Raw genomic sequence first — 20,792 nt, forward strand, 5'->3', positions numbered from 1 at the left:
GGATTCGTTCCCGGGCTCAGGCGCCCTTGCGCTGACGCGGCGGCTTCGGGGTCTTGCCGCCCGCCGACGCCTCGCGGTGCAGGTGCTCCGGGCCGATCTGGCCGGACCGCAACAGCTCCAGGCGCTCGGAGAGGAGCTGCTCCAACTCGTCGATGCTGCGGCGTTCGAGCAGCATGTCCCAGTGGGTGCGCGGGGGCTTCACCTGCTTGGACTCCGGACGGTCGCCGTCGACGCGGATGGCTTCGGCGCCGCATCGCGGGCACTCCCACACCGCCGGCACGTCGGCGTCGGCGGCGAAGGGCAGATCGAAGTGGTGGGAATGCGCGCAGTCGTAACTGACCAGCTGGCGCGGCGCGGGAGCGATCTCCCGGTCATCCTCGTAGCTCGCCGCCCCGAGCCTCGAGCCTCGTAGTGCTCGCTCCGACATAAGCTCTCCATCCCCCTCCATCGTGTATGGACCTCGATGGGCCTAACGTCTGGGCCCCCACCCAGGATTCCCCGCACGGGTGAGAGTGAATCTTCGTACCGCTTCGTCCCCTTTTCGGTGCCCCCCGAGCAGTGTGCCGCGGGTGACGCCCCGTCGCAAAGCCGAACCCCTCGGTGACCGATTTGGGCCTGCTCGGTGACCGGCCCGGCCGGCCAGCGTACCCCGCCCAGGCTCACATCACCGCGGGTGACTCGTTGCCGGCGTCCCTGACCGCCCGCTCCGGGTCGACCTTCGCCAGCAGCACGAACCCGACGACGAAGAACACCGCGAGGGCGATGATCGCCGGCCGGTAGGAGTGGGTGAGCTGGTGGACGACGCCGAAGACCAGGGTGCCGAGCCAGCTGGTTCCGCGTTCGCAGGCCTGGTACAGGCTGAAGTACTCCGCCTCCCGGCCGCGGGGGACGAACTGGCTGTACAGCGAACGCGACAGCGCCTGGGTTCCGCCCAGCACGATGCCGATGAGCACACCGAGGATCAGCAGCGGTGCGACCTCGCGGGCGGGCAGGAAGTACGCCGCGACGACCACGGCGACCCACACCCACAGGGCGGCGAGGATGGTGCGGCGGCTGCCGATCCGGGCGGCGATCCGGCCGAACAGCAACGCGCCGCCGAACGCCACGAACTGCACCACCAGGATCGTCGCGATCAGAACGGTCTCCCCGAGCCCGAGCTGGCTGGACGCGTAGACCGAGGACGCGTAGATCACCGTCTGCACGCCGTCGTTGAAGAACAGGTACGCGAGCAGGAACAGCAGCGTCATCGGGTAGGCGCGGGCCTCGCGCAGGGTGGTGAACAGCTGCCCGACGCTCTGGCGTACGAACGTCCCGCGCTCCGGCACGACCGCGACCGGCGGCCGGTTGCGCAGTCCGAGGTACGGGACGAGCGTGAACGCCCCCCACCACAGCCCGGCCGACAGCAGGCTGATCCGGACCGCGGTCGAGGTCGAGATGCCGAGCGCGGTGTGGCCCTGGACGACGGCCAGGTTGACCAGCAGCAGCAGGCCCCCGCCGAGGTAGCCGAGCGCCCAGCCCCGGGAGGAGACGCGGTCGCGTTCGTCGGGGGTGGAGATGTCGCACAGCAGGGCGTCGTACACGACGATGGAGGAGGCCAGGCACAGGTTTCCCACGAAGAGCAGGGCCACGCCGAGCTGCCAGTTCGTCCCGGCGACGAACACCATCGCCGACGCGGCGGCCGCGCCGGTCCAGGCGAACCCGGCCAGCAACTGCTTGCGGTGCCGGGACCTGTCCGCGGCCGCGCCGACCACCGGCAGCACCAGCGCGGACAGCAGGGTGGTCGCGGTGATGACGTACAGCGGCAGCGAGCCGGGGGACACCGGGACGCCGAGGATGCGCAGGGTGGTGGTGCAGGGGTTCTCCGGCGTGCCGGGCGCTCCGCAGGCCGCGGTCTCCGCGATCGAGGCGAGGTACGGGCTGAACAGCACGGTGAGGATCGTGGTGACGTACGCGGAGTTGGCCCAGTCGTAGAAGTACCACGCACGCTGCTCACGACGCCGGGCGCCCGCGTCCGGGATCGGTGTCGCCGCAGTCGTCGCCGCCATACGACCGATCATGACGCCCAAAGACCCCGGGCGCTGAGCACTTCGCGAAGCGTGTCGATCCGGTCGCTGATCAGCCCGTCGACACCGAGGTCGAGCAGGGCCGCCATCTCCTCGGCGTCGTCGATCGTCCACACGTGCACCTGCTTGCCGAGCGCGTGTGCCCGGTCGACGAACGCCCTGGTCACCACCCGCAGGCCGCGGTGACCGGTCGGGACCTGGACGCAGGGCGCCGGGCCGACCAGGCGTGAACCGAGGAACGCCGGCAGCGGGAGTTTCAGCAGGCCGACCCCGAGTGGGGCCAGGCCGGTGGCCACCCGCGGGCCGAGCAGGCGGCGGGCCGCGGCCAGCCGGGAACCGGAGAACGACGAGACGCACACCCGGTCGTGCGCGGCGGAGCGCGCGATCACCTCGGCCAGCGGGCGGACGGCGTTGGCGTGCTTGACGTCGATGTTCACCCGTGCCGAGGGCCAGGTGCCGAGGATCTCCTCCAGCCTGGGGATCGGTTCCCGCCCGTCGATCCGGGCCAGGGCGACCTCGGCGTAGGGCAGGTCGGCGATCCGGCCGGTCCGGTCGGTAACCCGGTCGAGGTGGTCGTCGTGGAACGCGACCAGCACGCCGTCGCTGGTCGCGTGCACGTCCGTCTCGAGGTAGCGGTAACCGAGCGCGACGGCGTTGGCGAACGCGCGCAGGGAGTTCTCGATCCCCACGTTGGGTTCGTACTTCGCTCCGCCGCGGTGGGCGAAGGCGAGGGGCACCTCCGAGTGGAGGTACGGAAAGGAACGCGGCGGCGTGGCTGGCACGCCGGAAAGGGTATGCGGTGCAAGCCGGTACGGCAGGGGCATCGATCACACGAGTCGATCACGAGCCGATCACGAGCCCTGCCACGAGCCCTGCCCCGAGCCGGTCGCGCGGTGGCCGGCGCGTCCTCCGGGGCTGCGAGGCGGGACCCGGCCGTCACTTTCTGCCATCAACCCAGGGTTGACGCTGGCCTAGGGTCAACCTAGGGTTGACGACATGACACCCGCACCCAGCCTCCAGGACCTCATCGAGACCGTCCGCCGCGACGCCGGGAACGACGAACTCGACCAACTGGCCACCGCCCGCGCGATGGTCAACGACCTGAGCGAGACCGGCGACGCGCTGCTCGGGCACTACGTCGACCGGGCCCGCCGCAGCGGCCGGTCGTGGACCGAGATCAGCAACACGCTCGGCGTCACCAAGCAGGCCGTGCACAAGCGGTGGGCCGGGCCCTCGATCGAGGGCTTCGAACGCTTCACCACCAGGGCCCGCACCTGTCTGTCCGCCGCCGGGGACGCGGCACGGGCGATGGGCCACGGTTACGTCGGCACCGAGCACCTACTGCTCGGCCTGTACGCCGAGCCGGAGAGCATCGCCGCCCGGATCCTCACCGAGGCCGGCACCGGGCCGAAGGCCGTCCGCGCCGCCGTCGTGGCCCGGCTCTCGGCGATCGCCACTCCCGCGGCGACGGAGCGGGCCGCCCCTCCGGCGGGGGAGCTGCCGCGCACACCGCGGGCGAACGCCGCCCTCGGAGCGGCGGTGGCCGAGGCCCTGCAGCTCGGCCACAACTACATCGGCACCGAGCACCTGCTCCTCGGGCTCTACCACGACTCCGGCTCGATCTCGGCCCAGGTGCTTGCCGAACTCGGGCCGGACAAGCAGGCCGCCCACGCCAAGGTGGTGGAGATCCTCGCCGACTTCACCAGCCCCGCCACCTGATCCGGACGTACGACTGATCCGGACGTACGACACGACCGCGGGTGGCCGGGAGGGCCGGCCACCCGCGGTCGCGAACCGCTCGGAGGCTGGGTCTGGTCCGGGTTGGTCGGATCCGGGCTACGGCGCCCAGAGCTCGAGTTCGGTGAGGCCGATGTAGACCCCGTAGTTGACCGGGTTCTGGTTCGTGCCGACCAGCCGGAAGCCGGCCGCGCGGACGGGGGTGAAGTCGACCGCGTTGAACCCCTCCGCCGGCTGCGCGGGGGAGCGGCCGGTCTCCTGCACCGGAGTCCAGCCGGAGCCGTTCCAGTACTCGATCGTGTAGTCCTTCGGCGGCTTGACGCCACCGTTGTCGTTGTAGAAGTGCAGGGTGATCCGGCTCGCGGTGACCGCCCGGTCGAAGCGGACGGCGTACCAGTCCTGCACGTTCTTGGAGTTCCACGACGTCCAGCGCGGTGAGGCGGCGTAGGAGCCGTCCAGCGGGCCGAGCACCGTGTCGCCGGGATAGGTGTACGACGCGGTCGGGGTGACCGTCAGGCCGAGCGCGGAGGCGTCGGAGAGCAGGTTGGCGTTGCGTACCTCCACCTCGCGCACCTCGACGGTGCCGCCGGCCGGGGCCTCCAGCACCAGCCTGAGCTTGCGCGTCTTCACGGTGTCGAACCGCACCGTGGTGCGGCCGGCCGCCGGCGGTGCCGGGGTGACGGTGGTGTTGGAGACGTCCAGCCAGTCGCTGCCCGTCCAGGCCTGCACCCGGACGCCGGCCGGCGCGGTGTCGGCGGACCCCGCGTACAGCGTGACGGTGTTGACCGGGCGGGCCCGCATCAGGTCGACCGCGACCCAGGGAGAGGTGCCGGCGGCCGATCGCCAGGCGCTGTCGGCGCGTACCGACCCGTCGACCAGCGACCACGGGTCACCGGAACCGGCCGAGCCGGACGCCACCGGCGTACCGAAGGGTGCGCTCGCGCCGAGCGCGTTGCCGGCGAGGTTGCCGGTCGACACCGGGGCGAACTCGGCCAGGCCGACTGCCTTGCCGCCACCGGGACTGCCCAGCACGACCCGGAGCCGCTGCGTGGTCACCGGGTCGAACGCGATCTCGTTGTGGCCGGTCGCCGGTGAGGCGGGGGAGGGCCGGGCGTTGTCGACAGGCTGCCAGGCGTCGCCGGTCCAGTACTCCACGGTCGTCTTGGCCGGGGCGGCGTACCCGTCGCCGGAGCTCAGGTCCAGCCGCAGGGCGTCGACCGTGCGGGCCACCCCGAAGTCGGCGCCGTAGAAGTCGGTGGCGTTCTGCGAACCCGCGGTGGACCAGACGGCGCCGTCGGTCTTCCCGTCCAGGGGAGCCCACCGGGAGGTGTCGTCGCCGGTGGAGGCCAGCGGTGACGGATCACCCTGCGCGGCCGGGTTGAGGGCCAGGTCGGGCGCGACGTCCGGGGTCACCGGCGCCTTGGTGAAGGCGAGTGCGTCCAGCCACACGCGGTACGGGCCGCCGACGGCCGAGGTGCGTACCTCCACCGCGTGCAGCGCTTTCAGGTCGGGGTTTCCGGTCACCTTGCGGGTCCACGCCTTGTCCCCGGCCAGCGGTACGACGACCCGCTGCCAGCCGCCGCGCGCCTCGGAGTAGTCCAGCGACCAGGGGCTGAGGTAGTTCTTCGCCGGGGTGTAGTCGACGTAGTTGCCGGCGTCCTGCACCAGCCGGATGGTCGGCTGGTTGCCGTCGAAGCCGTCGCGCGTCTCCTGCTCGGAGGCCATCCAGAACTCCAGCTGGTCCGCGGCCGCGGTGTCGACCGCGCGGCGCGGCTGGTAGCGCCAGGTGACGTCGTGCGCGGTGCCGGACAGCTTGATCGAGGACCGGCCGAGCAGTGCGCGGGTGGGGTCGGCGGTGACCGTCGCGGTGGTGCCGGGGTCGCCGGCGTCGTCGGAGGTGATGCGCGCGGACCAGTCGCCGCGGTCGGCCGCGTCGGTGCCCTGCTCGACTCCGGGTGCCAGCACGTAGACGTCGCGGTGGTCCAGGCCGGCCAGCCCGCCGTCGTCGACGGTCAGCCCGACCCGGTGGAAGCCCGGGTCGAGGAACCGGTGGGTGACCGTGGCGTCGGTGGCGACGTCACCGTCGCCGAACTCCCAACGGTAGGAGAGCTTTCCGCCGTCGGCGTCGGTGGAGCCGGACGCGTCGAAGGTCACCGCATCGCCGGCGTGCACGATGCTCGGCGTCATCGCCGCCTTCGCCACGGGCGCGTTGGCGCTGGCCGCGCCGTCGAGGGTGAAGACGCCGGACACGTGCTTGTCCTGCTTGATCGCGCCGGCACCGTTGCCGCTGATGGTGTTGTTCGCCAGGGTCAGCCAGCGGGCGTCACGCATGTAGATGCCGTACGTCGTGTTGTTCTCGATCCGGTTGCGCTGGATCACCCAGTGGTAGGCGGGGTAGTCCGGCAGGTAGCCGATCGCCACCCCGGCCGAGGTGTTGTCGTGGACGTGGTTGCCGTCCAGGACGAAGTTGCTGGAGGAGCCGTTGACCACGGCGATGCCGGCGTTGCCGAACGGCTCGGGCGCGTTCTTGTTGTCTCGGCCGTTGAAGGCGGCCTCGTTGCCGATCAGCACCGTGTCGTCGGAGGCGCCGAGCCAGAACCCGTAGCTCGCGTGGTTTCCCTTGTTGCGTACGTAGGTGTTGCCCGGCGACCACGACTCCCACGCGTTGTTGTGCGCCCAGGAGGCGTCGTTGCCCTCGAAGTAGTTGCCGGTCGACACGACGCCGTTGAGCGGGCGCAGGAAGACCCCGTCGCCGCCGTAGGTGAAGTCGTTGCGCAGAACGCGGTTGTCGTTCGAACCGGTCTCGATCAGTGCACTCGTGGAGTCGCGGGCGTGCGTCTCACCCGGTGCGATCCGGATGCCCCAGCTGAAGTTGTTGTCCTCGATCCGGTTGCGGGACGCCGACCACATCTTCAGGCACACGTTGGAGCAGTGGGAGAAGTCGTTGCGGCGTACGAGATTGTCGTCGGCGTAGTGCAGAGCGAGGCCGTTCCAGTTCTCGTGCGCGGTGTTGTCCTCGATCCGGGAGCCACTCACGTGCTCCAGCAGGACCGCACCGGCGAGCTTGCCGTCACCCCAGCCGTAGTCGGGATCGGTGTAGTTGCCGGAGAACGTGTTCCCCCTGATCGTCCAGTCCCGGCCGGAGCTCACGTGCAGGGCGGTCTCGAACCCCGACACCGACAGGCCGGTGAGCGTCGCGCCGGACACACCCGTCGCTGCGACGCCGGTTCCGGTGAAGCTGTCCGGCTTGCCCTTCTGGCCGGGGCCGCGCAACGTCACGCCGGTGGCGTTCACGCGTACGTCGTCGGCGCCGATCACGATGCCCTTGCCCGAGGTGAAGTCGTACACACCGGGTTTGAACGTGGTGTCGTGCGTGATCACCATGCCGGGTTCGGGTTCCACCAACGGTGTCGCCGCCGAGGCGGACAGGGCGTTGGCGGTGGCGAGTAAAAGAGCCGCCCCCACGGCTACGACCACATGACGGGATGCGGGCACTGTCGACTCCCTCGAAGGCGCGGGCGTGCGGCGGGAAAGAGCAACCGGTGAAGCAAGATCAGCAAGCGATTCCGGCACGTTCTAGTCCGCCGCGCGCCGCGTCGTCAAGGTTCGATTGTGGAATTAACCGTTGTTGGCTGCGTATTCGGCTGAGAAACCTGTTTCCCGTACGTCCGTACGCCCGAATGTGGGAAACGTTTCTCACTCACTCGCAGGTTCGGCGCGGGGTGCTTCGGGTGCGCGCGTGCGCAGGACGGTGAACGCCACGGCGAACGCGGCCACCAGGAGTCCGGCCCCGACCGCGAAGGCCAGGTGGTAGCCGCCGGTGAGTGCGACGGACTCGTGCGCACCGGTGTCGCGCAGGCCGGCGGTGCGGGCGGCAGCCAGGGTGGACAGGACGGCGACACCGAGTGCCATGCCGATCTGCTGGGTGGTGTTGAACAGTCCCGAGGCCAGCCCGGCGTCGTCCTCGCTCGCGCCGGACATCCCCAGCGAGGTGAGTGCGGGCAGGGCCAGGCCGAAGCCGGCGGCGAGCAGCATCACCGGGAGCAGGTCGGTGAGGTAGTTCGGATGCACGGGCACGCGGGTCAGCAGCCCGAGCACCCCGAACAGCAGCACCAGGCCGGTGAGCAGGACCGCGCGCTCGCCGAAGCGGGCGTTCAGCCGCGCGGAGACTCCGAGTGAGACCGCACCGATGACCACGGCGGCCGGCAGCATCGCCAGGCCGGTCGCCGCGGCGCCGTATTCGACGACGCGCTGGAGGTACTGCGCGACCAGGATCTGGAAGGCGAAGCACGCGGCGACCATCAGCACCTGAACGAGGTTCGCCCCGCTGACGGCGCGCGAGCCGAGGATCCGCAGGGGCATCAGCGGGGTGGTGGCCGTGGCCTGCCGGCGGACGAACGCGGCGAGCAGCACGATGGCGAGCGTGCCGAGCGCCAACGTGGTCGGCGATCCGGCGCCGTGCCGTTCGATGGTGACCACGGCATAGATGCCGACGGTGAGCCCGGCGGTGACCAGCAACGCCCCCGCGACGTCGGCTCCGGCCCGCAGGCCGAGACCGCGCTCGCCGGGAAGCACCCGCGCCGCCAGCGCCACGGCGGCCAGGCCGATCGGCAGGTTGATCCAGAAGATCCAGTGCCAGCTGAGCAGGTCGGTGAGGACGCCGCCGAGAACCTGTCCGATCGATGCTCCCGCCGCGCCGGTGAAGCTGAACACCGCGATGGCCGAGGCGCGTTCGCGGGGGCGGGTGAACAACGTGACCAGGATTCCCAGGCTGACGGCGGCTGTCATCGCGCCGCCGACGCCCTGGGCGAAGCGGGCGGCGACCAGCATCGTCGGCGTCTGCGCCGTACCGGCCACGGCCGACGCGAGGGTGAAGACCGTGAGGCCCGCGACGAGGACCTGCTTGCGACCGAGCAGGTCGCCGAGCCGGCCGGCCAGCAGCAACAGGCTGCCGAACGCGATGAGGTACGCGTTGACGACCCAGCTCAGTCCGGCGGGGGAGAAGCCGAGATCGCTCTGGATCGCGGGCATCGACACGGTCACGATGCTGCCGTCGAGGATGTTCATCAGCATCCCGGCGGCGAGGACGGCGAGGGCGAGGCGGCGGTGAGCGGTGGTCTGAGGCGACGACGTGGACGCCGGAGGTGGAGTCGGATGCGAGGGCGAGGCTGCGGTGGCGGACATGCGTGGTCCCTTTGTCGTACGGGGCGGCGAGTGGTCTGTAGAGACCGTAGCAGATAGTCCTGTTGCAGATGATCGGGTTCGGATCCGGTTGCTCCAGGGTCCGTCGATGATGCGTGGGGTGATCCTCGACTTCCACCGAGAACGCGAACGGCTGTGGCGGCTGGGGTTTGAATTCATCAGGGGTGAAGGTCGCGTACCTTCGTCGGATCGCGAGCTTCGAAACTCCTGTATGCGTTGAGGAATCCCGCTCTGTTGGCAAGCCGGGCTTGTCGGTGGTGGCCGATACGATTCGATCATGTCTTCGAGCGAGTGGGGTGCCTGGACCGGTGGTGATGCCGCCGGCCGGATCCTGGCTGCGCTCGACCGGGTCGACGCTCCGCTGGACGAGGCGTGGGTCGCCCCGAAGGGTGGGCTGAAGCCGGAGGAGCTCGCGGCGGTGATCGCTGCGGCGCGGGTGAAGAAGGCCCGGCTGGAGGCCCTGGAGCTGGACCTTGTGGCTCTGGCAGAAGCCAGTGACATCGGCAGGCTGACCGGCTCCCCCAACGCCACCGTCTACCTGCGCACCGCGCAGCGGCTCGCCCAGCGGGAGGCGTCCGCGGTGGTGGGGCTGGCCCGCGACCTGGGCAAGGTGGCGCGGCTGACGTTGGAGGCGATGGCGGCCGGGGCGGTGTCGGCGATGCAGGCGAAGGTGATCGCCGAGGCGATCAAGAAGCTCCCCGAGTATGTGGGGGCCGATGAACGGCATCGGGCGGAGGAGTTCCTGATCGAGAAGGCCGGCTTCGCCAACCCCGACGAACTCCGTGGAATGGGCGAGTCGCTGCTGGAACGGATCGCGCCCGAAGAGGCCGAACGGCTGGAGGGTGAGGAACTGGCGAAGAAGGACCGCAAGGCCGAGCAGAAGCGGTCCCTGCGCTACCTGCCGAACGGGATCCCGCAGTCGGAGACGGTGCGGATCACTTTGCCGGCGTGGGAGATGGAACTGTTCCGCAAGATCATCGAACCGTTGGCCGAGCCGAAGAAGGGCGCTGAGCCTGACACCCGCCCGATCGAACAGCGGCGAGGGGACGCGTTCGCCGAAGCCCTTGGCCTGCTCGCCGCCGCCACCACCGCACCCGTGCGCGGGGGAAGGCCACCCCAGGTCGCGGTCACCATCCCCATCGACGTTCTGCTGAAAGGCACCGGCGCGGGGACGATCGACGACACCGCCACCCCCGTACGCCCCCGGCCCTGCAGCTGCCCCTGCACCGACCCCAAATACGGCACCAGCAAGGACACGAAGGGCGCCAAGGACTCCAGGCAGTCCGGCAAGGCCGGGGAGCCGACGCCGGAGGAGGCGAAGGGTCAGGAACAAGGTCGGGAATCCCAGCCAGGTAAGCAGAAACGGCAGTCGCCCGGCACCGGCTCACCCGCCGACGGGATACCACCACCGCGAACACCCGGCCAACCCCCACAACCGAACACCGACCCCGGAACCGAGGAGGATGACGCCGAACTCCAGCGTGCGGTGGGGCTGAAGGACGCCATCGACCCGCACGACGGCTGCCCCAAGTGCGGCGGCGGAGGGTCGGCCCGCTACCTCGGGGTCGACGGGAAGCCCATCTCCGCCGCCACCGTCCGCCGGTTGGCGTGCGAGGCCGACCTCATCCCCGTCATCCTCGGCGGGGACGGGCAGGTGCTCGACCTCGGCCGTTCGGACCGGTTCTTCAGGGAGCACCAGCGGCGTGCGCTCGCGATCCGGGACGGCAGCCACTGTCACTTCCCCGGCTGCCAGATCCCGGAGCCGCGCTGCATAACGCATCACATGACTGCCTGGGACCACGGCGGCCCGACCGACCTGTCCAACGGCGTGCTGTTGTGCCGCTTCCACCACGTCACCGTCCACCACAAAGGCTGGCAAGTCCGCATGGGCGCACACGGCCACCCCGAGTACGTACCCCCGGAGTGGGCGGACCCACGGCAACGCGTACTCCGCCCATGAAGCCCGGTCGGCCAAGCCCCGGGGCGCGCTCCGGGGGAATCTCTCACAGCAATCTCACGGCTGGCACAAAGGAGGTTCTCAACCCGCGGACGCAGGCTCGAAGTCGACCGGCCGCACCAGAGGCGGCCGGACGAACAATCGGGCGGATGCGATGGATCAGACGAAATCACCGGGCGGGGGCGCGGCTACGGATCGGGACCGAGGCCTCGGCCGGGTCAGGGCGCTCACCCTGTGGGCAGGAGTCGGCGCGACCGCGCTGGCAGCCGGAGTCGGGGTGGCGCTGGCGAGCAACTCGGCCGCCGACGGGACGACCACCACGACGAACTCCCACACCTCGACGGACGGCTCCACCAGCGGGTCCACCGGCGACGACTCGGTACAGGCGCCGGACACGGCCCCGCAGCAGGCGCCACAACAGGGCTCCGGCCAGGACTCGAACCAGGGATCGGGCCAGAGCTGGGGCCAGGGAACGGATCAGGGCTCCGGCCAGCAACCCGGCGTACGGTCAGGTGCGTCGTGACCGGCGGCCGAGGAGTTGCCGCGGCGGGGACCCAGCAGGCGGAAGAAGGTTCGGATCGGCGAGGTGCCGCACCCGGGCGGATGGAGTTCGCCGCGCTGGGCACGACCGCGACCCTGCTGGTCACCGACTCGCGCCGACTCGCGGCGGCGGGGGAGATTCTGCGTTCGGAACTGAACGCACTGGACCGGGCCTGCAGCAGGTTCCGTACGGACTCCGAGCTCAGCGCGGTCGAGCGTTCGGCCGGCCGGTGGACGCCGGTGAGCCCGATCCTCACCGACGTCCTCGCGGCGGCGCTGCGGGCGGCCAGGATCAGCGGCGGACTGGTGGACCCCACGGTCGGTCGTGCCGTCGCCGATCTCGGCTACGACCGCGACTTCGCCGCCGTGCCCGCCGACGGCCCGGAGCTGCCGTACCGACCCGCCCCCGCACCGGGGTGGTGGCGCATACGCCTGGACGTCGCCCGCCGTCGGGTGGTGGTGCCGCCCGGCGTCCGGGTGGACGTGGGCGCCACGGCCAAGGCGTGGGCCGCCGACCACGCGGCCCGTTCGGTCGCCACCGACCGGTGCGGCGCGCTGGTCAGCCTCGGCGGGGACATCGCGCTGGCAGGTCCGGCGCCCGAAGGCGGCTGGCTGGTCGTGGTCGGCGACGACCACGCCGCGGCCGGAAGCCCGTTCGGCGAACAGGCGATCACCCTGGCCTCCGGCGGGCTGGCGACGTCCGGCATCACCCGGCGCACCTGGCGGCGCGGGGACCGCACCCTGCACCACATCGTCGACCCACGCACCGGGGACGTGGCGCCGCCGTTCTGGCGGACCGTCACCGTGGCCGCGGCGTCCTGCCTGGACGCCAACACCGCGAGTACGGCAGCCGTGGTCCGCGGCGCCGGCGCACCCGGCTGGCTGGCCACGCACCGGCTGCCCGCCCGGCTGGTCGGGCGCGACGGGCGAATCCTCCGCACCGCCGGCTGGCCCGGCGCGCGGAGCCGGGAGGTGCGGGCATGAACGGAAACGTGCTGTGGTTCGTCAGCCGGGCAACCGGACTGGTGGCACTTCCGCTGCTCACCCTGACGTTCGTCCTCGGCATCCTCGGTCCGCTGCGGGTGGGTGAACGGCGCCGGCAGCGGTTCGTCGTGGCAGGCCTGCACCGCAACGCGTCCCTGCTGGCGGTGGGCCTGGTGGCCGTGCACGTCGCGAGCACGATCCTCGACGGGTACGTCCACCTCGGCTGGGCCGACGTGGTGGTGCCCGGCATCGCCGGCTACCGGACGTTCTGGACCGCACTGGGCACGCTGGCGCTGGACCTGATGCTGCTGCTGATCGGCACCAGCCTGCTCCGGCCGCGCATCCCGTACCGGCTGTGGCGCGCGGTGCACTGGGCGGCCTACGCCTGCTGGCCGCTCGCCGAGGTGCACGGGCTCGGAGTCGGCACCGACAGCCGGGCCGGCTGGCCGCTGCTGCTCGCGCTCGGTTGTCTCGTCGCGGCCCTCACCGCCGCGGTCGTCCGACTGCTGTCCGCGTCGTCGGCGCGGCCGGCGTCCGGGCTCACCTCCCCTTCGACCGCTCCGTCCGTGCCGGCAGGTGTGCCGGTGCCGCCGGCGCGTGCCGTTCCCACAACTCGCGAGGTACGACCATGACCACGACGACCACCCCGGTGCCACAGGCCACGGCCGGCTCCGCGACCACCTCCGAACCCCCGAACCCCCTGCCGCGGTTGACCGCGGGCTGGGCAGATGCGGCCGGCGCACCGTCGCTCGCCGACCACCTGGACCGGTACGGCGGGGTGCTGCGGCCCGAGCCGGAGCACGTGCTGGAGGTCGTACGCCGATCCGGGCTGCGCGGCCGCGGCGGCGCCGGCTTTCCCACCGGGCGCAAGCTGTCGGCCGTGGCCACCGAGGGACGCCGCCCGGGACGCTGGCGACGGCCGGTCGTCGTCGTGAACGGCTGCGAGGGCGAACCCGCCAGCGGCAAGGACCGCACGCTGCTGGCGTACGCACCGCATCTGGTCCTCGACGGTGCCGCCTACGCCGCCACCGCGGTCGGCGCGGACGAGGTGTACGTCTGCGTACACCGGCACACCCCGATCGAAGCCGGGCTGCGTGCCGCCGTCGCCCAGCGCCGGGACGACCGGGTGCGCTGGCACGTCGTCGGCATACCGGCGAGGTACGTCGCCAGTGAGGAGTCCGCGCTGGTGCACTTCCTCGACACCGGCGACGCCCGGCCGACGACCACGCCGCCGCGACCGTTCGAGCGGGGTGTCGGCGGCCGGCCGACGCTGGTCGACAACGCGGAGACGCTGGCGCACCTGGCGCAGGTCGTGCGGCACGGAGCAGAGTGGTTCAGGTCGGTCGGTACTCCCACCGACCCGGGTACGACCCTCGTCACCGTCGGCGGAGCGGTTCGCCGGCCGGGGGTGTACGAGATCGTGCTGGGCACGCCGCTCGAGTCGGTGCTGGCGACGGCCGGTGCCGCCGTGGGTGAGGCCGAGGAGACCGGTGCCGGCGACGCGGTCGTCGCGGCGCTGGTCGGCGGCTACTTCGGCGGCTGGGTGCCACTGCCACGCGACGCGGACCTGCCGCTCGGCCACGACCCGGCCGGACCCGACGGCACCCGCCTGGGCGCCGGCGTGGTGGTCGCGTTGCCCGCGCGTTCGTGCGGCCTGGCCGAGACCGCGCGGGTCGTGCGGTACCTCGCGGGGGAGTCCGCGGGTCAGTGCGGGCCGTGCGTCTTCGGGCTGCCCGCCGTGGCGGCCGACCTGGAGGCACTCGCGGCCGGCCGCGCCGACCGGGACCTGCTCGACCGGCTGCACCGGCGACTGGACGTGATTCCCGGCCGCGGCGCCTGCCGGCATCCCGATGGTGCGGTGGGGTTCGCGCGCAGTGCGCTGCGGACGTTCGCGGCCGACGTGCGGCGGCACGCGGCCGGCCACCCGTGCCGCGGAGTGGAACGCCCGCCCGTCCTGCCGCTGCCGTCCGCAGCGCGCCACCTGGCCGGAGAACCGCGATGAGCGCCCGGCGCGACCTCGTGCGCGCCGTCGTCGGCGACGGGACGGCAGTACGCGTCGACCCGATCGCCTGCGCGGCGCACGGCCTGTGCGCCGAACTCCTGCCCGAGGCCGTCACCCTCGACGAGTGGGGTTACCCGGTCGTGGACGGGCGGCGGCTCACCGCGGAGGAGGTGCGGCACGCCCGGCGGGCCGCGGCCGCGTGCCCGACGCTCGCGTTGCGACTCGAGCGGGTCGCGGGCACCCTGGCCGGGCCTCCACCTGGCCACTGAGCCGTGCACCCGGCAGGGCCCCCGACCGTCTGGAAAACCCGGCTACTTCGTGCGTCCGTCACCGTGTGAGGTGAGCCAACCGGGGTAGAACACCCGCGCTCTGCGATCACGCGACCCCGACCGCGAGGAGGACCCGTGCGCACCGAGGAAGAAGTCTCCGCCGAGCTCGCGGAGGTCAGGACTCGCCGGCAGGAGTTCTTTCCCACCCAGGACGAGCCGCTGGGCAAGGACTCGCCCGAGCCGACCGAGTTCTGGCCGGGCGCTCCCGGCGGGGAGATCACCGACCTGCTGGAGCGGGAGGCGAAGCTCGTCCTCGAACGCGCGGAGATCCGGCGGGCCGGCAGCGGGTCCGGCGAGGTCTCCGCCACCACTTCCTCACCGGCCGACACCGACGAGGAGGAGGCGGCCGCGCGGCGCATCCTGCAGCGCATCGAGGACGCCCGGAAAACCTAGGATCCGCAGGGCAGACCCTGGGTCTCCCACGCCCGGCGTACCACCTTCCCCGGTCTCCGGAGGTGCCTGATCGGTCAGCGAAGTGTCCCCGCGTCGGTCCGATCGCGGATCGACGCGGTGCGAGCCCGGATACCGGCCGCCCGCCCGGCCGTACGCGGGCACCGTTCCACGATGGTCGCCCAGTCGGGCAAGGCCGCGGCGGCAGGCATCCTCGCCTGGCTGGTCGCGGGCTGGTGGCTGGACTCCCCGCTCGCGGTCATCGCGCCGTGGGTGGCGATCGTCACCGTACAGACGACCGTCTACCGCTCCGTTCGCGACGGACTGTGGCTGCTCGGCGCGATGACGGTCGGCACCGTCCTGGCCACCGGTGTGCACGTCCTCGTCGGCAGCACGTTGGTGGCGATGTGCATCGTGCTCCCGGCGACGCTGGCGCTGACGTTGTGGTCGCGGATCGGCGACCAGGGCGTCTTCTGCGCCACGACCGCGTTGTTCGTGCTGGTGTACGGCTCGGTGACGTTCGATGGCGTGGTCGACCGGCTGCGGGAGGCAGTGATCGGCGCCGTGATCGGGGTGGTCGTCAACGCGGTCGTCCTGCCGCCCGTCTACCACCGCCGCGGCCTGGACGCCGCGCGGGCGGTGAGCCGGGAGGCGGCTGAGTTGCTGGCCCCGATCGCCGAGGGTCTGCGGTCCGGCGTCGACCGGAGCGCCGTGCTCCGGTGGGACGAACGCGGCGGTGAACTGACCCGGATGACCGACCGGGCGCGCGACCTCAGCGGCTGGAGTTCGGAGAGCCGGCGGTGGAACGTCCGGTTCGAGCCCGTACGCCGGGAGTCGGCGGGGCCCGACCCGGAGGACGTCATCGCGGTCGTCAGCAGGGTGGTCGGTTCGGTGAACGGCCTGGTGCGGGTTCTGCTGGAAGGAACCGACGAGGCGTTCCGGAGCGAGTTGCCCGACCCCGAGAGCGCCGGGCCGTACGCCGACCTGTGCGACCGGCTGGCCGCGGCCTGCCGCACCTACGCCGACCACGTGGCCGGGCGCTGTACCGACGAGGACCGGGCCGCGTACGCGGAGGCCGTCGGCGCCGCGGGCTCGCTGGCCGCGGGGCTGCAGGCCGACCTCGACGCCCGCGCCGCGGCGGACCCGTCGGCGCTCGGGATGTTCCTGCTGGAGGCCAAGCGGCTGCTCGTCGGCCTGCCGGCCGCGGACGAGGTCTGCCCCTCGGCGCCGGGCCGGCTGGAGGCCGGGGCCGCGAAGCCCGCCGGGTCAGTCGGCGCGTAGACCCGCCGGGTTGGCGCCGCCGTCGAGGTAGGTGCCGTGCCCGTGGGTGACCAGGCCGCCGGCATCCCCGCCGTTCCCGCCGTTCCCGCTGTCCTCGCCGTTCCCGCCGAATGTCAGGACCTCGTTGACGACCCCGCCCACCTGGTTGCGGTAGTTGATGACGAGGGTGCCGACGCCGACGTAGACGCCGAGCACCTCGAAGCGGAGGTCGGGGATGCGGGCCAGGCCCTCGGTCCAGTAGGCCCGCAGGGCCTCCTTGCCCCGGATGATCCCGTCGCCGCCGAGCAACCGCGCCGCGACCGGCGAGGTGAACACCACGTCGTCGGCGAAGTGCTCCAGCAGCGTGTCGAGGTCGTGGGCGTTCCAGGCGCGGACCCACCGGTCGGCGAAGGCCCGGGCGTCGTCGTGGTTCATCCGGCCATGATGGCCGACCCGAACCCTCCCGGCGGCCGGTCGTCTCACCGGACGGGATCGCCGGCCAGCCGCAGGGACGTCTCCAGGAACATCGCGTGCACGAAGGCCTGCGGGATGTTCCCGCGCAGCTGCCGCTGGCGTACGTCGTACTCCTCGGTGAACAGCCCCGGCGGCCCGCAGGCCGCGCGGTTGCGCTCGAACCAGCGCCCGGCCCGGTCGACCTGCCCCTGGTGCCAGTACGCCAGTGCCAGCTCGAAGCCGCAGAGCAGGAACGCGCCCTCGTTCTCTCCGAGCGGCACGTCGCCGTCGGCCGCGAACCGGTAGGCGTAACCGTCCTGGGTGAGCTCGTTCTCCACGGCGGTGATCGTCGCGCGTACCCGCGGATCGTCGTGGGGGAGCGCGCCCCGCACCGGGGGCAGCAGCAGAGCCGCGTCGGTGCCGTCGTGCCGCGGGCTGCGGCGCCACGCCCGGTCCGGTCGCGTGCAGCGTTTCGTGGTCTCGCCCAGGATGGTGTCGGCGAGATCGGTCAGCCGGCCCGACTCGGCGCGCGTGACGACGCCGGCGGCGGCCCGCAGCCCGGCGACGCAGGCGAGCCGGGAGTGCGTCCACCAGTCCTCGCGCAACTCCCAGATCCCGGCGTCCGGCCGGTCCCAGCGGCGGTCGATCACGTCCACGGCGAGGTGCAGCGCGCGGCGTCCGTCGTCGTCGAGCCGGTCGTGGCGGGCCGCGACGGTCAGCAGCTGGAGGATCTCGCCGAAGGCGTCGAGCTGGAACTGGCCGTGCACCCAGTTCCCGACGACGTCCGCGCCGCCGGGGTAGCCGGGAAGGTGCAGCCGCCGCTCCCGCGGGATGCCCGAGCCGTCGGCCCGGTAGCCGGGCGCGAGCCGGTCGCCGTGTTCGAGCAGGCGGGCGGTGGCCACCTTCACCGCGTCGTCGAGCAGCGGATGCGGGCCGTCGACGCCGACCGCGATCCCGGCGTAGCACTGGTCCCGGATCCACGCGTAGCGGTAGTCGTAGTTGCGGCCGGCCTCGGCCCGCTCCGGCAGACCCAGGGTGGCGGCCGCGACCATGGCGCCGGAGCCGGTGGTCAGCCCGCGCAGCAGGGCGTACGCGTGACGGGCGTCGCGGGGCGCCACCGAGGTGGCGAACTCCGGCACGGCGGCCCGCCACTCCTCCTCCGTACGCGCCCACGCCTGGTCCGGGTCGATTGGCTCGGGAAGTTCGCGGTCGCCGACCTCGAGGATCAGGTCCCGGTGGTCGCCGCCCGGCACCGTGAGCTCCAGCTCCAGACGTCCGTCCTCGGCCGGTCGGGCCGCCGGAGCTCCGGTCCAGCGGATCCACAACGGCCCGGTCCGTGCCGTCCACCGGCCGTCGATGGTGCGGCGTACGTCGCGCATCGGCTCCTGGCCGAAGCGGGCGCGCAGGTCGAGTACGACCCGGATCCGGGCGGTGCCCTCCGGGGCCTCCACCCGGCGCAGGACGACGGCCCGGTGCGGGTCGCCCGGGAAGGCGAGCGCGTCCCGGCACTCCACGATGCCGTCGGTGGTGACCCAGCGGTTGCGCCAGACGAGCGAGCCCGGCTCGTAGTGGCCGCCCCAGACGTGGCGTTCGATCGGGGTGACGGCATAGACGCCGCCGCCGCCGACCAGGCCGGACAGGACCGCGTCGTCGTCCCATCCGGGCGCGCACAGCCAGGCGATCTCCCCGCGGGGGCCGCACAGTGCGCCACGCTCGCCGTCGGCGATCAGTGCGTACTCGCGGAGTACGGACGGCTGGAAGTCGTTCGGCGTCGGCGACGGTTCGGTGGGTGACGTTTGCATAGGCGCAACTACTCCACGGATACTTGCCGGATGGGCTCAGGGGATCCCGGCCACGGGGACGAACACGTCGAGCAGGTCGACCACGCTGAGGGCGCCGAGCACGCTGATCGGCAGTTCGAGGACGCCGACCGGCAGGTCGACGCCGTGCTGCGGGCCGCGCGGGTGTGGGTCGCGGTGGTGGCGCGTTCGGTCGCCGAGGTGGAGGAAGCGGTGACTCTCAGCCAGCTCCGGGTGCTGGTGATGATCGCCACCCGTGGCCCGGTCAACCTCGGCGCCGTCGCCCGCGAACTCCGCGTCCACGCCTCCAACGCCACCCGCATCTGCGACCGGCTGGTGGCCGCCGGGCTGCTGCGGCGCGACGAGGATCCGCGCGACCGACGGCACCTCGCCCTCACGCTGACCCCGAAGGGCCGGCGCCTGGTCGACCAGATGATGCGGCACCGGCGGGCCGCGGTCGCCGACGTCGTGGCGCGCATGCCGGAGGTCCAGCGCCGGCGACTGGCCAGCGCGCTGGACGCCTTCGCGGCCGCGGCAGGTGAGGTCACGGACGTGGAGACCTCGATGCTGGGCTGGCAGGAAAGCTGAACGTCTGGCCGGCCCGGTGGGCGGCGTACAGTCCGGCGAGCGCCATCGCGGACGCGGTCACCGTCTCGGCCAGCGCGAGCGGGCGGCGCCTGCGGTCGACCGCAGCCAACCCCACCATGCTGAGCGCGTGCAGCGCGTCCACCCCCGCGCCGAGGCGGTAACCCGTCGGGGACGCGAGCACGGTGGCGGCACCGGCCTGGAGGATGTGGCGTACGCCGAGCACGCGGGCGGCGAGGCGTTCGTGCCGGTCCAGCGGGCGGCCGGCCACTCGCCGGGACACCACGTCGGGGACCGTCGCCTCGACCATGCCGTACGTGAACCGGATCGCGCTGAGCGCGGTCGCCAGGTTCACGCTGCTCAGCCTGCTCACTCCGCTCAGCCTGCTCACCCCGCTCATCGCCGGACCACCTTCGCCGCCAGGGCGGCGAGGCCGGCGAGCCCGCCGGCCGCGGCGGCCGCCGACAGGCGGGGATGGTGTGACGCCCACTGCTGCACGCTCTGCCCGGTCGCCCGCGGGTCGAACGGCCCGTGCGCGCCGAAGTCCTGTCCGCCGGGGCCGTCGGCGGGTTCCCACAGGTTGGCCGGCTGCTCGGGGTCGCGGGGCTGGTCGGTCTGCTGGGAGCCGAAGCCGGTGTGCCCGAGGTAGCGGTCGAGTACGCCGGGCAGCACGGCGTTCGCCATCAGCGTGGCGACCGTGCTGCCACCCACCCAGTACTCGCGGCGGCGCGGGTGGTCCGCGGCGTACACGACTCCGCGCGCGGCGACCTCCGGCTGGTAGATCGGGGGGACCGGCTGGGCCCGGCGCGGCAGCCGGGACAGCACCCAGGTGAACTGCGGGGTGTTTACCGCCGGCAGCTGCACCATCGTCACGTGCACGTTGCTGCGCTCGTGCAGAAGTTCACACCGCAGCGACTCGTGGAAGCCCTGGATCGCGTGTTTGGCGCCGCAGTACGCCGACTGCAGCGGGATTCCGCGGTAGGCCAGCGCCGAGCCGACCTGGACGATGGTGCCCTCGTCGCGGGTGCGCATCCGCCGCAGCGCCGCCATGGTGCCGTAGACGTAGCCGAGATAGCTCACCTCGGTGACCCGCCGGAACTCCTCGGCGCCGATCTGGTGGAACGGCGCGAACACCGAGGTGAACGCGACGTTGACCCACACGTCGATCGGGCCGAGTTCGTCCTCGACCCGGGCGGCGGCCGCCTCCACCTGGTCGGCGTCGGCGACGTCGACGGGGATCGGCAGCGCCTGCCCGCCGGCCTCGCGTACTTCCCGGGCGGCACCGGCCAGCCCGGTCTCGCCCCGCGCCAGCAGCGCGACCTTCGCTCCGCGTGCACCGAACGCCTTGGCGGTGGCGCGTCCGACTCCGGCGCTCGCGCCGGTGACCACGACTACCTGAGGACTCATGGGTTCCTCTATACCTGCAATCGTTGCGCTAACGCAAATGATCGGGTGTCCGGCGGCTCACGTACCCCGAGATCACGCCGGTAA

The 20,792-nt window shown here is 72.4% G+C and carries 19 protein-coding genes; 10 read left to right on the plus strand and 9 right to left on the minus strand.

The window, feature by feature from the left end; genetic code table 11:
• Positions 1-16: 16 nt before the first annotated feature.
• The 3 genes from FHR37_RS08920 to FHR37_RS08930 form a co-directional block, all read right to left on the minus strand.
• Positions 17-427: an RNA polymerase-binding protein RbpA gene (locus FHR37_RS08920; protein WP_092883572.1), complete on the minus strand. Its 411-nt coding sequence runs from the start codon at positions 425-427 to the stop codon at positions 17-19.
• 232 nt (positions 428-659) lie between these two features.
• On the minus strand, positions 660-2,045 hold the full coding sequence (locus FHR37_RS08925; RefSeq protein WP_092883573.1) for an MFS transporter: 1,386 nt from the start codon (positions 2,043-2,045) through the stop codon (positions 660-662).
• A gap of 8 nt (positions 2,046-2,053) precedes the next feature.
• Positions 2,054-2,845: a glycerophosphodiester phosphodiesterase gene (locus FHR37_RS08930; protein ID WP_237768796.1), complete on the minus strand. Its 792-nt coding sequence runs from the start codon at positions 2,843-2,845 to the stop codon at positions 2,054-2,056.
• 214 nt (positions 2,846-3,059) lie between these two features.
• On the opposite strand from FHR37_RS08930, the gene FHR37_RS08935 reads away from it, so the two are divergent.
• On the plus strand, positions 3,060-3,782 hold the full coding sequence (locus FHR37_RS08935) for a Clp protease N-terminal domain-containing protein (RefSeq protein WP_092883575.1): 723 nt from the start codon (positions 3,060-3,062) through the stop codon (positions 3,780-3,782).
• 117 nt (positions 3,783-3,899) lie between these two features.
• On the opposite strand, the gene FHR37_RS08940 is transcribed toward FHR37_RS08935, so the two are convergent.
• Both FHR37_RS08940 and FHR37_RS08945 read right to left on the minus strand, forming a co-directional pair.
• Entirely contained in the window at positions 3,900-7,295 is a 3,396-nt protein-coding gene (locus FHR37_RS08940; protein WP_139238959.1) for a galactose-binding domain-containing protein, read from the minus strand.
• A gap of 201 nt (positions 7,296-7,496) precedes the next feature.
• The gene (locus FHR37_RS08945; RefSeq protein ID WP_092883577.1) at positions 7,497-8,984 is read right to left on the minus strand and encodes an MFS transporter; all 1,488 of its coding nucleotides are present in this window, start codon (positions 8,982-8,984) and stop codon (positions 7,497-7,499) included.
• A 295-nt stretch (positions 8,985-9,279) separates the two neighbouring features.
• On the opposite strand from FHR37_RS08945, the gene FHR37_RS08950 reads away from it, so the two are divergent.
• From FHR37_RS08950 to FHR37_RS08985, 8 genes are all read left to right on the plus strand, one after another.
• A complete protein-coding gene (locus FHR37_RS08950) occupies positions 9,280-10,962 on the plus strand; it encodes an HNH endonuclease signature motif containing protein (RefSeq protein ID WP_092883578.1) in 1,683 nt (560 codons plus the stop codon).
• Positions 10,963-11,113: 151 nt separating this feature from the next.
• Positions 11,114-11,482 (plus strand): hypothetical protein, encoded by a 369-nt coding sequence (locus FHR37_RS08955; RefSeq protein ID WP_139238960.1) that lies wholly within the window; start codon positions 11,114-11,116, stop codon positions 11,480-11,482.
• A gap of 80 nt (positions 11,483-11,562) precedes the next feature.
• The gene (locus FHR37_RS08960) at positions 11,563-12,483 is read left to right on the plus strand and encodes an FAD:protein FMN transferase (RefSeq protein WP_092883580.1); all 921 of its coding nucleotides are present in this window, start codon (positions 11,563-11,565) and stop codon (positions 12,481-12,483) included.
• Positions 12,480-13,115: a ferric reductase-like transmembrane domain-containing protein gene (locus FHR37_RS08965; protein WP_092883581.1), complete on the plus strand. Its 636-nt coding sequence runs from the start codon at positions 12,480-12,482 to the stop codon at positions 13,113-13,115. The genes FHR37_RS08960 and FHR37_RS08965 overlap by 4 nt, the downstream gene beginning before the upstream one ends.
• A complete protein-coding gene (locus tag FHR37_RS08970; protein ID WP_092883582.1) occupies positions 13,112-14,485 on the plus strand; it encodes an NADH-ubiquinone oxidoreductase-F iron-sulfur binding region domain-containing protein in 1,374 nt (457 codons plus the stop codon). The genes FHR37_RS08965 and FHR37_RS08970 overlap by 4 nt, the downstream gene beginning before the upstream one ends.
• Positions 14,482-14,754, plus strand: coding sequence for a ferredoxin (locus FHR37_RS08975; RefSeq protein WP_092883583.1), 273 nt, complete (start codon positions 14,482-14,484; stop codon positions 14,752-14,754). Before FHR37_RS08970 ends, FHR37_RS08975 begins: the two co-directional genes overlap by 4 nt.
• A 135-nt stretch (positions 14,755-14,889) precedes the next feature.
• Positions 14,890-15,207: a hypothetical protein gene (locus FHR37_RS08980; protein ID WP_092883584.1), complete on the plus strand. Its 318-nt coding sequence runs from the start codon at positions 14,890-14,892 to the stop codon at positions 15,205-15,207.
• A gap of 171 nt (positions 15,208-15,378) precedes the next feature.
• Positions 15,379-16,485 carry an FUSC family protein gene (locus tag FHR37_RS08985; RefSeq protein ID WP_092883585.1) on the plus strand — a complete coding sequence of 369 codons (1,107 nt, stop codon included), beginning with the start codon at positions 15,379-15,381 and terminating at the stop codon, positions 16,483-16,485.
• On the opposite strand, the gene FHR37_RS08990 is transcribed toward FHR37_RS08985, so the two are convergent.
• Both FHR37_RS08990 and FHR37_RS08995 read right to left on the minus strand, forming a co-directional pair.
• On the minus strand, positions 16,471-16,899 hold the full coding sequence (locus FHR37_RS08990; protein ID WP_092883586.1) for a nuclear transport factor 2 family protein: 429 nt from the start codon (positions 16,897-16,899) through the stop codon (positions 16,471-16,473). The two genes, FHR37_RS08985 and FHR37_RS08990, sit on opposite strands and share 15 nt — an antisense overlap.
• Before the next feature lie 44 nt (positions 16,900-16,943).
• On the minus strand, positions 16,944-18,719 hold the full coding sequence (locus tag FHR37_RS08995) for a glycoside hydrolase family 15 protein (protein ID WP_092883587.1): 1,776 nt from the start codon (positions 18,717-18,719) through the stop codon (positions 16,944-16,946).
• Between the two features lie 30 nt (positions 18,720-18,749).
• On the opposite strand from FHR37_RS08995, the gene FHR37_RS09000 reads away from it, so the two are divergent.
• Positions 18,750-19,304, plus strand: a complete 555-nt coding sequence (locus FHR37_RS09000) for a MarR family winged helix-turn-helix transcriptional regulator (RefSeq protein WP_092883588.1) — start codon at positions 18,750-18,752, stop codon at positions 19,302-19,304.
• Here FHR37_RS09000 and FHR37_RS09005 read toward each other — a convergent pair.
• Positions 19,261-19,701, minus strand: a complete 441-nt coding sequence (locus tag FHR37_RS09005; protein ID WP_139238961.1) for an NRT1/PTR family MFS transporter — start codon at positions 19,699-19,701, stop codon at positions 19,261-19,263. The genes FHR37_RS09000 and FHR37_RS09005 overlap by 44 nt on opposite strands.
• Complete coding sequence (locus FHR37_RS09010; RefSeq protein WP_092883590.1) at positions 19,698-20,708, minus strand: SDR family oxidoreductase; 1,011 nt, start codon at positions 20,706-20,708, stop codon at positions 19,698-19,700. The genes FHR37_RS09005 and FHR37_RS09010 overlap by 4 nt, the downstream gene beginning before the upstream one ends.
• Between the last annotated feature and the right edge of the window lie 84 nt (positions 20,709-20,792).

The sequence above is a fragment of the Actinopolymorpha cephalotaxi genome (assembly GCF_013408535.1).
Taxonomy (GTDB): Bacteria; Actinomycetota; Actinomycetes; order Propionibacteriales; family Actinopolymorphaceae; genus Actinopolymorpha; species Actinopolymorpha cephalotaxi.